This window comes from Wolbachia endosymbiont of Zygogramma bicolorata, from assembly GCF_051130665.1.
In the GTDB taxonomy this organism is placed as follows: domain Bacteria; phylum Pseudomonadota; class Alphaproteobacteria; order Rickettsiales; family Anaplasmataceae; genus Wolbachia.
The window spans coordinates 534,707-546,969 of record NZ_CP149530.1; the positions used below are offsets into that span (position 1 = coordinate 534,707).

A 12,263-nucleotide genomic window follows, 5' to 3' on the forward strand; every position below is an offset into this window, starting at 1 on the left:
AAAAAGAAGCGAAAAACTAGAAAATATCCCCATATTTATCGTTAAACTTAGCTAATTTGCTAGTTTTACTTGCTGACCCGCTTGTCAAACTTCCAGTCCATGCAGGGTGAGTGAGAGGATCCCTATCAAGTTTTATCTTATAACCTTCCTTTCCATAAGTGGAACGAGTTTCAAACTCTTGACCATCTGTCATGACTATAGTAACCTTATGATAATCAATTTCTGCCATTGTTGCTTATAAACTTTTAGTCAGTTAATATTCTAGTGAACTTAATTCACTAAGTCAATCATTATTCTAAAATATTGACAAAAAATAAATAAAATGTTATACTTAATAAGGAATAAATAATAGTTATCATGATTTTTGCTTTCCCTGGTCAGGGCTCTCAGTTTGTAGGAATGGGAAAGAGCTTATATAGTGAGTTTTCCGTTGCAAGACAAGTATTTAATGAAGTGGATAGCATATTGGGTAGAAAGCTGTCTCATTTAATCTTCAACGGTCCTATTGAAGAATTAACCATTACAGAAAACGCTCAGCCAGCTATAATGGCAGTGTCAATCGCGACGCTACGTGTTATCGAGCATGTGTTTGGTGAATCTCTTTTTTCTGGTCATAATGTTAAATATGTTTGTGGGCATTCAGTCGGTGAATATACAGCGCTATGTGCTGCAGGGGCATTGACTCTTGAGTCTGCAATCAAGCTGCTGAAAGTTCGCAGCGAAGCAATGCATGAAGCTTCTTTGAAATGTGAAGGGGGAATGGTTGCGTTGCTTGGAGCAGAGATAAATGAAGTGGAAGATATATTGAAATCAGTTCAAATTGACGGAATTTGTGAAATTGCAAACGATAACGGTGGCGGACAAGTGGTTATAAGTGGTACTAGAGAGGGTCTTGAAATATTACCCGATTTGCTCAAGAACTTGAACATCAAGAGATTAGTTAAGTTACAGGTTAGTGGACCTTTTCACTCATCTCTTATGAAACCTGCTGATGAAAAAGTTTTGGAATTTTTGGAGGGTATTAAAATAACCCGTCCTATAGTTCCTTTGATATCAAATGTTACAGCTAAAGAGGAGAGTGATCCCAAAGTTATAAAAGCTTTACTTGCTAAACAAGTCATAAGCAGAGTGAAATGGAGAGAAATGGTTTTGTATATGGCAAGCCGTGGCATTAACAAATTTGTTGAAATTGGCCCTAATAAAGTTTTATCTAATTTAGTCAAAAGGATTGACCAATCTATCAGTACAAAAAGTATAGGTAATACCAATTCCTAAAAATAAATAGAGGAATAAAGAAAAATTTCTAAAATAGAATAATTTAAGAATTAGTGGGGAGTTATGGCAGGAAAAAGTAAAGCAATAGGAGAAGAATTATATAATAAGTGTAACCTGGAATTAAAGAAGCACGGCATAAGAGGAGAGATAGGAAGAAGATTACAGGCAATAATATCTGCAAAAGAATATGGAATAACAAAAGTTGCTCAAATATACCGAATTACTAGAACTACATTGATGAAGTGGATTACAAGATTTAAGGAAGGAGGAGTCAATGCGTTTAAAATACAACCAGGACGTGGAGTAAAGCCGAAGTTGAGCTACAAGCAGCAAGAAGAAATTAAAAATGTCATAGCAGAAGAAGGAGCCAACCTAACGGCTAAGAAATTAAAAATCATAATTGAGAAAATGTTTTCTATTGAGGTAAGTAAGTCTACAGCACATAGACTGATGCAAAAGTTAGGTTTTTCGTATATTACTCCAAGGCCTGTGCACAATAAACAGGATAAAAATAAACAAGAAGAGTTTAAAAAAAAATCTTAATGAAACTATTGTCACGTATCCCGAAAAAGAGCTATTTTTCTTCGATGAGTCGCGGTTTGGCACACATTCAAAGATTGGACACGGGTGGTTTAAAAAAGGCATTAGGACACAGGTTAAGGTAAAATTAGGTAGGCAAAACTTTTATCTCTATAGTGCAGTTAATCCTAGAAATCGAGAGAGTTCTAGCTTATTCGTACCAAACGTCAATACTGATTGTATGAATATATTCCTTGAGCAGATGTCACAATATTTAGGAACAAGGGAGGCATTTCTTGTTGTGGATTGTGCAGGATGGCATAGATCCAAAGGTTTAAAAATACCACAAAATATTACCTTAATCTATTTACCTCCATATTCACCAGAGTTAAATCCAGTAGAGCGTTTATGGCAATATTTGAAAGACAATCTCATTAAAAATAGAATATATGACTCTGTTAGTTTATTGGAGGATACTGTATGTGCATTCATTCGTAATATTACGGAAAGTTCGATCAAAACCATTTGTTCTGTGAGTTATTGTAACCGTTCACGGAGATAAGGTGGTTTACAAAGTAAGTATAAAAGTGTAAAGAGATAGGAAGCTAAATATGGAATGGGTAAATGACAACAGTGCTGCAAGAAAAGGTTGTAGCAGAAAACGCTAATCTCAAGGAAGAAATAAAAGCACTGATCAGAGAAAATGATAGCTTGAAAGCAAAAATAGTTGAATTAGAAGACAAATTGGGCTTAAATTCGCAAAATTCATCGCTGCCACCATCACGAGATATATATCGTAAGAAAGCAAAAAAGAAAAGTGATAAAAAACCAGGAGGTCAGCCAGGACATAAGGTGCATAAGCGTGAATTAATGGCTGCAGACGAGGTAGTGAGATGCACAATTGATACAATTTGTATGTGTGGAGGTAAGATTACTTTAGAAGATGAAATTATTCATCAGAAGGCAGAGTTGCCAGAAATTAAGCCAATTGTAACTGAGTACAGGTTGCAAAGAGGACATTGTAGAGTATGTAATAAAAGAATTACAGCAAATTTACCCGAAGGTGTTGCAAGAGATTTTCTAGGACCCAATGCTAAAACAGTTATAAGCAGCCTTAGCGGCTTTTTTATTAACTCAAAAAGAGAGGTACAGCAAATTTTGGGCAGTATTTTTAATCTAAATATAAGCCTTGGTTTAGTCTCAAATACTGAACGCAGGGTATCGAAGAAGTGTGCATCTGAATATGAGAAAATGAAGGAAGAGTTGCAAGGAAGCGAGTATTTGCATATAGACGAAACAGGGCACAGAAATCAAGGAAAGAGAGGCTGGAGTTGGGTAATAACAAACAAAGCGTTGACACTTCTGAAGGTAAGCGAGTCTCGTGGTAAGAAGGTGTTGAAGAGTTTACTGCCAGAATATGATGGTATATTTGTGAGCGATAGATACGCTGTATACAATTACTTCAATCGTGAAAATAGACAGATATGTTGGGCACATCTGGCAAGAGATTTTGAGAGATTTGCCCATAGTAAAAATGTTGAAGTGAGCAAAATTGGCCAAGCACTAAAATCGCTCAGCAATAAGGTGTTTGTAGTAGATAAGGCAAAAAAACAAAATTTGATAGATAATTTGAGATTTTATCGACTGGTGCGAAAAATTCGGAAAAGGGTAAAACATTTTTTACGTAAAATGACGAGGGTTGCAAATAGCACTCAAGCTTCAAGAATGGCCGCTAAGATGTTACGATCTGAGGATATGATGTGGAAGTTTTTAAGAAAACCTGAAGTGATAGAAACAACTAATAACCTTGCAGAACGGCAAATTAGACGGTACGTAATTTATCGTAAAAACAGCTTTTTCACCTGGTCAGAACGTGGAGAAAGATTCGTGGAAAGAATGTTGTCGATATTTTTGACATCACGTCTCAATGGCCAGAACCCCTTTCAAAAGCTACAGAATCTAGTAGCTGTCACTGCTTAGTTCTTTAATTCATTCTCACAATCCGTGAACGGTTACGAGTTATTTGCCTACTTATTTATGAGATTTGGTATAATATTGGTGATATAGACAGCTTCTTTAATGAATCATTAGTACTAACAGCGAAAAATTTAAAAGTTGGGTTAAGTTAAAACACATCTATTTGCCAGCGCATGACGCTGCCTAGCTGGAATGACAGAGGGTAATGCAAGAAATCAACGAACTGCCTGTCATTTCATCCGGTTTCTTAATTCCAAGTAGCTGTAAAATAGTAGGGGCAATATCAGATAACCTTCCGTCTCTTAGTTTTAGATTATCGCAAGACACAATAAATGGCACTTTATTTAGAGTGTGTGCTGTATGAGGTGTATTATTTTCTTCATCGAACATACATTCCACATTACCATGGTCTGCAGTAACAATTAATGCAGTGTTGCTTGACTTTTTAACAGCACTCAGCACTTTCGCAAGACAATCATCTACAGCTAGCACAGCTTTCTCGGCTGCTTTTATATTACCTGTATGCCCTACCATATCAGGATTAGCGTAATTTACAACTATCAGTGCAAATTCTTGGGAGTGAATTTTTTCTACAAGCTTTTCTGTGAGCTTGAAGGCTGACATTTCGGGCTGCAAATCATAAGTTTGAACTTTTGGTGAGGGAATGAGTATTCTTTCTTCACCAGAGAAAGGTTCTTCTTTTCCACAATTGAAAAAGAAAGTCACATGAGCGTATTTTTCGGTTTCGGCGATGCGTAATTGTTGCAATTTATTGTCTTCTATTGTTTGTCCTAAAGTGTTAGCAAAAGATATAGGAGGAAAAATATAAGGAATTTTAAGATCTTCTTTATACTTCATCATACTTAGAATTGAAGAAAATGGTTTTCGTTTACGACCTTCTGTCGTACGAGTAGTTTGACCATAGATTCCAGCGTCACGCGCTGGAATGACACCTGATTGGTTTAGTAAAATACTTGCTAATTGTATCATTCGATCAGCACGAAAGTTAGCCAACAGCACTCCATCTTCTGGTTTTATACCTTGATAGTCACCTATTACTGCGGGCCTGACAAACTCATCAGTTATGTTATTTTGATAATTTTCATCAATCAACGATACTGCATTATCATGACAAGGTGCCTTTGCAAATGCGATAGCCTCATAAGCTTCAATTGTTCTCTCCCACCTGTTATCACGGTCCATAGCATAGTAACGCCCAGAAACAGTAGCAATTCTTATGTCATTTCCCTTTATACTCTTTATAAATTCTTGAATGCATTTTTTTCCTGAATTTGGTAATGTGTCTCTGCCATCTAAAAATGCATGTATCACCACTTTGATTCCGCGCTGTGATATTTTATTTGCTAAAATCGAAATATGCTTTTGATGCGAATGAACACCGCCATCTGACACTAATCCCACCAGATGGCATACTCCGTTCTTATTTTTTAGATTACTAATAAAGCTTTGTAGATTTGCATTGTTTTCTATTGTTCCAATTTCTTGATTAATGCGCTGAAGGCTTTGCATTACTACTCTACCACTGCCAATATTCATATGGCCAACTTCTGAATTACCTATTTGACCACCAGGTAACCCAACATCAGTTCCACAGGCGGACAAACTGCATTTTGGATAATTAGAGCTAATATATTGCCAACAGGGTGGACTTGCATTGCTAATAGCATTGTATTTACTGCTTTCTATTCCATTTCCCCAGCCATCTAGTATACATAAAACAACTGATTTAATGCCCATATAAGATTAACACTAGAATTTCACAAAGAAGAGCTCCCCGGGCCGGATTCGAACCAGCGACCAATTGGTTAACAGCCAACTGCTCTACCACTGAGCTACCGAGGAATAAACCGTCTTTAATTTATCACGTTGAACGTTGATTGTAAACGTTTTTTGTATACTTTGTAAGAGCCTGTTCAAATTCACTTCGCTTTATTACTTCAACAGTTGCACCAATAATATCTTTTATTTGAGTTGCAAAATTCTCTCCTGTATAGCCCGCATCAACCAGTATATTTTTAACTCCAGAAAGGTTTTCTTTTGCATTGTTGACCATTCTCACAGCACTGCTGCAGTCAGTTGTTCCTGCAGTTGTTACATAAATTGCATGTGGTAAACCTTGAGTATCAACTGCGATATGGCCCTGAGATTTTTTTACCAGCGTCATAGCCTTTTTCTTCAGCAGTATCTGCGTTCTTTACACTCTGAGCATCAATTATGTACAGGTTCTTAGCTATATTTCTAGCTGTAACTATAAATGTATGGATTTTTTATCGTGCCATGTTATAATTAACGTCTTGCTAAAAATTAAATATTGATGAATGAACTAAAAAAGTTAAGTATTACACAAATGCATGACGGGCTCAAAAAAAGGAGTTTTTCCGCTGTTGAACTCGTGGAGGCGCACATCAGTGCGGTTGAAAATGAGAAATTAAATGCATTTATAACAAAAACCCCAGAGATAGCAATGAAAGCTGCTAAAGCTGCAGATGAACATTTCTCTAGGCAAAAGGATGATTTAATCTCGCCGCTCATGGGTATACCAGTTGGCATCAAAGATCTATTCTGTACAAAAGGAATAAAAACAACAGCATGCTCAAAAATGCTGGAAAATTTCGTTCCGACTTACGAATCTACGGTGTCTGACTTGCTTTTAAAAAGTGGAGCAGCCATGCTCGGTAAGCTTAATATGGATGAATTTGCTATGGGTTCTGCGAACACAAACAGCTATTTTGGCCCTGTTGAAAATGTGTGGATTAGAAAAAGTGATGGGGAAAAAGTTGTTCCTGGTGGATCATCTGGTGGATCTGCAGCATCGGTTGCTGGATTTTTATGCGCTGGAGCGTTAGGAAGCGACACCGGTGGATCTGTACGCCAACCAGCAGCTTATTGTGGAGTAGTTGGAATAAAGCCAACTTATGGAAGATGCTCGCGTTTTGGTATGATTGCATTTGCGAGTTCTCTGGATCAAGCAGGAGTCATTACTCGTTCTGTCTCTGATTCAGCATTAATGCTGGAAGCAATTTGTGGCTATGATAAAAAAGATTCAATATCGAGCGAAAAGCCAGTGCCTAAATTTTCTAGCTTTATAAATGGTGATGTCAAGGGTAAGTGTATTGGTATACCAAAAGAATATAGGATGGATGGAATTTCAGAGGAAATAGTTCATAATTGGGAAAGAGTTGCTTCCTATTTAAAAGAAAATGGCGCTGAAGTTGTTGACATTACTCTGCCACATACTAAATATGCAATACCGGTCTATTATTTAATCTGTTCTGCTGAAACTTCATCCAATCTTGCTCGTTACGATGGTGTGCGTTATGGATTAAGGGTTGATGCTGATACCCTTGAAGAAATGTATTCACTAACAAGAGCAGAAGGTTTTGGTAAAGAGGTGAAAAGAAGAATTTTAATTGGCGCTTATGCGCTTTCTTCAGGTCATTATAATGAATATTACGAAAAAGCGCAGTGCATTAGAGCATTAATCAGAAATGATTTTATAAAAGCGTTTGAAAAAATAGATTACATACTTGTGCCATCTGCTCCAACAGAAGCTTTTGGCTTAAATGAAAAGCCAGATCCGCTAATTATGTGCATCAATGATGTGTTTACCGTGCCAGCAAGTCTTGCAGGGTTGCCTGCTATTTCTGTTCCTGTTGGGCTTTCCAATGAGGGTTTACCACTTGCCTTGCAAGTGATTGGAAATTATTATGACGAAGCTGGAATATTAAATGTGGCAAGTGTGATAGAGCAAAATTGCGGCAGAATAATTAGACCTCTTGCATAATCTATTTTCTGATAGTAATTTTTGCATTAAAATTTGCTTATGCTCATCAACGTACTCTATGGCTCCATTTTTAGATGAATAGCAAAAACAGGGCATATTAATCTGTTTACAAAATTTTCGTGTAACAGTTCACACTTAATTAAACAGACTAAATTCTGTAATTTTGGGATGTTGAAAAATTTACCTTACGTTGTCATTCCAGCGCATAACGCATAACTATACGAACATTGTGATTTGGGCCTACCAGAAGGGCAATGCCTCTTATCCAAGTACCCTCTTCTTGTCATTCCAGTGCTTGACACTGGAATCCAGTTTTCCATATAATCTCATCAAAAATGTTTATTTTCTAGCTACTTTTATACTTATCAACTCAGTATGCTTACTTACAATTAAAATTCCTGGATCCCAGACTGGGATGACACCCTCCTGATGGGCCAAAATCACAACGTTCGTACAGTTGTGCACGTGACGCTGGAATCTAGTCTTTATTATGCAGCCACTTATTTAAAGTTAAGTTTTCTGGATCCAAGTAGTCAAGCTACTCGGATGACACCCTCTTGGATGGAAACCAGTGTCAGCTACTTTCATGACACTATGACAACCGTCATCCCGCTGCTTGTTAGCGGGATCTATGCTAAGAGATACCGCGAATGAATCGCGGTATGACGGTTCGCGGCGGCATGACGTAGGACTGCTGTCATCCCGCTACGTGTTAGCGGATGAGATACCGCGAATGAATCGCGGTATGACGGTCTGTGGCGGTATGACGGTTCGCGGTGGCATGTGACGATAACCTCGTCATCCCGCTGCTTGTTAGCGGGATCTAGAGATACCGCGGCGGTATGATGTAGAGTGCTTAGAAGCGGTTATTTTGCTATAAATTGCTGTAATGGCATCATCTATTTTATTGCTATCACAGCCTGTTTGTGCAAGTTCAGCATTCCCACCGCAGTTCTTTTCAACTGCTATTGATATTAGTTCTTTTGCGCTAATCTTATTGATTAAGTCTTTACTTACTTTAATAATCAAGACTGTTTTATCTTTTTCTGTTGCCGTGAAAGCTATTACCGTTTTTGGTTTTTGTTGCTGCAAAACAAACTCTCTTATTACATTTGCTGGAATATCAGTGAAAGTGTGGCTTATAAAATTTATTCCATTTATTTCAGTGCTTTTTATATTCTCTGCACTCACAAGCTTTTTATATAGGTTTCTTATTTTGGTTTCGGATTTTTTGTGTTCTTGACTTAAAACACTTAATTTGCTTGTTATTTCACTTACTGGCACTTTTACGAATTCTGCAACTTTTTTTAAGTTAATTTCATTATCACGTACATAATTGATTGCTTCCTGACCAGTTAAAGCTTCAATTCTCCTCACTCCAAAAGCAACAGAACTTTCTGTTACTATCTTAAATAAACCGATTTCTCCAGTATGTTCAACGTGCGTGCCACCACATAGCTCTTTCGAATCTCCAATATTTACAACTCTAACCTGATCACCATATTTTTCACCAAACAACGCCATGGCTCCTTCGTCTATTGCCTGATTCATGCTTTGAATTTTTGTAGATGCAGAAAGATTTTCTCTGATTAGAGAGTTTACCATATCCTCTACCCAGAATAACTGATCTTGAGTCACTTGAGTGTTATGGCTGAAGTCGAATCTCAGTCTATCTGGTGCAACTAGGGAACCTTTTTGAGTGACATGATCACCCAAGATTTTCCTCAATGCAAAGTGCAGAAGATGCGTAGCCGAATGATTTCTTCTTAAGGTTTGCCTTCTTTCCTTGTCGATGCTTGCTGTAACTACATCACCTTTACAAATTGAGCCGAATTTAACTATGCATCTGTGCAAACATAGGTCATTAATCTTATTGGTATTTTCCACTATAACCATACTTCCAGCAATGCGATCTGTCGTCATTCCAGCGCGTGACCACGTGTTTTCTTCTTTCTGGATCCCAGTGTCCGCTACTTGGATGACAGAAGGGACAATGAAACTTCCAGTATCCCCCACCTGTCCACCTGACTCGCCATAAAAAGGTGTTTTATCAAGTATAATGGTTATCTTTTCTCCCTCCTTTGCAGAATCAATTACTTCATTTTTAGAGGAAACTATAGCTAGTATTTTCGCATCACTTACTTCATTGAACTCATAACCAACAAATTTTGTTTTGCCAAATTTATTGATCAAATCAAACCATACTTGCTCAACAGATTTTTCACCAGATCCAGCCCATTTAGCACGTGCTCTCTCTTTTTGTTCTCCCATTGCATCATCAAAACCCTTCTGGTCAAAATTTATTTTTTTCTCTTTTAAAATATCAAGTGTAATATCCAAAGGAAACCCATAGGTGTCATATAGCTTAAATGCTGATTCTCCAGGTAAAGTATCGCCCGATTTTAAATCTGTAGTGAATTTCTCCAGAAGATTGATACCTTTCATCAAAGTGTCTTTAAAGTTTTCTTCCTCTGATTTTAACGTCGTTTCTATTAAGCTTTTGGCTCTGACTAATTCAGGATAAACATCTCCCATATAAGCCGAACTCGTGCTATCTATCAGCGCCGGAAAAATGCGATGGAGTAGAGAATCATTATATCCAAGCAGGTGGATATAACGCGCGGCTCTCCTAATTAATCTGCGTAATACGTAATTCCTGCCCTCATTTCCAGGAAGCACTCCTTCTGCGATGAGAAATGCAGCCGCGCGAAGATGATCTGCTACGATCTTATGCGCTATTTTATTTTCCGTTCTTCCACAGTACTCTTGAGATTTATTGATCAGAGCAGAAAATAGATCAATATCATAGTTATCATGGACATTTTGCATTACAGTAGCTATTCTCTCAAGACCCATTCCAGTATCGATGCATTTTTTTGGCAATTTGTGTAAATTACCTTCTTCATCTTTGTTAAACTCCATGAATACCAGATTCCAGATTTCAACAATTCTATCGTCGTCTTGTAAATTAGGACTCCCATGGTCATAAAAAATTTCAGAACATGGACCGCATGGACCAGTGCTTCCCATACTCCAAAAGTTATCATCCGTTGTAATTCTTATGATTTTATCACTTGAAAAGCCACTTATCTTACGCCAAATCTCGTACGCCTCATCATCAGTATGGTAGACGGTTATGGATAGTCTGTTTTTATCAAGAGATAACTCCTTAGTGATAAATTGCCACGCAAATTCTATTGCAGTTTCCTTAAAGTAATCACCGAAGCTAAAATTTCCGAGCATTTCAAAAAATGTGTGATGCCGAGTTGTATAGCCAACATTTTCAAGATCGTTGTGTTTACCGCCTGCTCTTAGGCACTTTTGACTTGAGACAGCACGTTTCATTTCAGTTTTTTGAGCACCAGTAAAAATATTTTTAAACTGCACCATACCAGCATTTGTGAACATGAGCGTTGGGTCATGTTCTGGAATCAAAGGAGAAGAAGAAACCTGCTCGTGGTCATTACTTAAAAAAAATTTTATAAATCTTTCTCTGATTTCACTTAACTTCATTATTTTTATTGAGATTATTCATGAATAATAAGCTGCAATGGAAATAAAATCAATTACAATACCACCACTCTCTAGATCTTATACCAATTCCTAAAAATAAATAGAGGAATAAAGAAAAATTTCTAAAATAGAATAATTTAAGAATTAGTGGGGAGTTATGGCAGGAAAAAGTAAAGCAATAGGAGAAGAATTATATAATAAGTGTAACCTGGAATTAAAGAAGCACGGCATAAGAGGAGAGATAGGAAGAAGATTACAGGCAATAATATCTGCAAAAGAATATGGAATAACAAAAGTTGCTCAAATATACCGAATTACTAGAACTACATTGATGAAGTGGATTACAAGATTTAAGGAAGGAGGAGTCAATGCGTTTAAAATACAACCAGGACGTGGAGTAAAGCCGAAGTTGAGCTACAAGCAGCAAGAAGAAATTAAAAATGTCATAGCAGAAGAAGGAGCCAACCTAACGGCTAAGAAATTAAAAATCATAATTGAGAAAATGTTTTCTATTGAGGTAAGTAAGTCTACAGCACATAGACTGATGCAAAAGTTAGGTTTTTCGTATATTACTCCAAGGCCTGTGCACAATAAACAGGATAAAAATAAACAAGAAGAGTTTAAAAAAAAATCTTAATGAAACTATTGTCACGTATCCCGAAAAAGAGCTATTTTTCTTCGATGAGTCGCGGTTTGGCACACATTCAAAGATTGGACACGGGTGGTTTAAAAAAGGCATTAGGACACAGGTTAAGGTAAAATTAGGTAGGCAAAACTTTTATCTCTATAGTGCAGTTAATCCTAGAAATCGAGAGAGTTCTAGCTTATTCGTACCAAACGTCAATACTGATTGTATGAATATATTCCTTGAGCAGATGTCACAATATTTAGGAACAAGGGAGGCATTTCTTGTTGTGGATTGTGCAGGATGGCATAGATCCAAAGGTTTAAAAATACCACAAAATATTACCTTAATCTATTTACCTCCATATTCACCAGAGTTAAATCCAGTAGAGCGTTTATGGCAATATTTGAAAGACAATCTCATTAAAAATAGAATATATGACTCTGTTAGTTTATTGGAGGATACTGTATGTGCATTCATTCGTAATATTACGGAAAGTTCGATCAAAACCATTTGTTCTGTGAGTTATTTGCCTACTTATTTATGAGA

At 37.0% G+C, this 12,263-nt stretch carries 8 protein-coding genes, 1 tRNA gene and 1 pseudogene; 5 read left to right on the plus strand and 5 right to left on the minus strand.

Annotated features, from left to right (window positions below; translation table 11 throughout):
* Positions 1-16: 16 nt before the first annotated feature.
* On the minus strand, positions 17-229 hold the full coding sequence (rpmE, locus tag WKH12_RS02475) for a 50S ribosomal protein L31 (protein ID WP_434732565.1): 213 nt from the start codon (positions 227-229) through the stop codon (positions 17-19).
* A gap of 128 nt (positions 230-357) precedes the next feature.
* On the opposite strand from rpmE, the gene fabD reads away from it, so the two are divergent.
* From fabD to tnpC, 3 genes are all read left to right on the plus strand, one after another.
* On the plus strand, positions 358-1,275 hold the full coding sequence (fabD, locus tag WKH12_RS02480; protein WP_434732566.1) for an ACP S-malonyltransferase: 918 nt from the start codon (positions 358-360) through the stop codon (positions 1,273-1,275).
* A gap of 63 nt (positions 1,276-1,338) precedes the next feature.
* Positions 1,339-2,356 (plus strand): IS630 family transposase gene (locus WKH12_RS02485; protein WP_434732567.1). Its coding sequence is split into 2 segments (ribosomal slippage): positions 1,339-1,803 and positions 1,805-2,356, totalling 1,017 coding nucleotides; the frame shifts between segments, so codons are not numbered across the junction.
* Between the two features lie 62 nt (positions 2,357-2,418).
* The gene (gene tnpC, locus WKH12_RS02490; protein ID WP_434732010.1) at positions 2,419-3,774 is read left to right on the plus strand and encodes an IS66 family transposase; all 1,356 of its coding nucleotides are present in this window, start codon (positions 2,419-2,421) and stop codon (positions 3,772-3,774) included.
* 180 nt (positions 3,775-3,954) lie between these two features.
* On the opposite strand, the gene gpmI is transcribed toward tnpC, so the two are convergent.
* The 3 genes and pseudogenes from gpmI to WKH12_RS02505 form a co-directional block, all read right to left on the minus strand.
* Positions 3,955-5,529: a 2,3-bisphosphoglycerate-independent phosphoglycerate mutase gene (gene gpmI / locus WKH12_RS02495; RefSeq protein ID WP_434732568.1), complete on the minus strand. Its 1,575-nt coding sequence runs from the start codon at positions 5,527-5,529 to the stop codon at positions 3,955-3,957.
* Positions 5,530-5,562: 33 nt separating this feature from the next.
* A tRNA-Asn gene (locus tag WKH12_RS02500) sits at positions 5,563-5,634 on the minus strand.
* Positions 5,635-5,701: 67 nt separating this feature from the next.
* Positions 5,702-6,017: pseudogene (locus WKH12_RS02505) on the minus strand (transposase); the annotation flags it as partial.
* An 89-nt stretch (positions 6,018-6,106) separates the two neighbouring features.
* On the opposite strand from WKH12_RS02505, the gene gatA reads away from it, so the two are divergent.
* The gene (gatA, locus tag WKH12_RS02510; RefSeq protein ID WP_341811984.1) at positions 6,107-7,576 is read left to right on the plus strand and encodes an Asp-tRNA(Asn)/Glu-tRNA(Gln) amidotransferase subunit GatA; all 1,470 of its coding nucleotides are present in this window, start codon (positions 6,107-6,109) and stop codon (positions 7,574-7,576) included.
* An 813-nt stretch (positions 7,577-8,389) separates the two neighbouring features.
* Here gatA and alaS read toward each other — a convergent pair.
* Complete coding sequence (alaS, locus tag WKH12_RS02515; RefSeq protein ID WP_434732569.1) at positions 8,390-11,089, minus strand: alanine--tRNA ligase; 2,700 nt, start codon at positions 11,087-11,089, stop codon at positions 8,390-8,392.
* A 157-nt stretch (positions 11,090-11,246) separates the two neighbouring features.
* Here alaS and WKH12_RS02520 point away from each other — a divergent pair.
* Positions 11,247-12,261 (plus strand): IS630 family transposase gene (locus WKH12_RS02520; protein WP_434732009.1). Its coding sequence is split into 2 segments (ribosomal slippage): positions 11,247-11,711 and positions 11,713-12,261, totalling 1,014 coding nucleotides; the frame shifts between segments, so codons are not numbered across the junction.
* Positions 12,262-12,263: the final 2 nt, after the last annotated feature.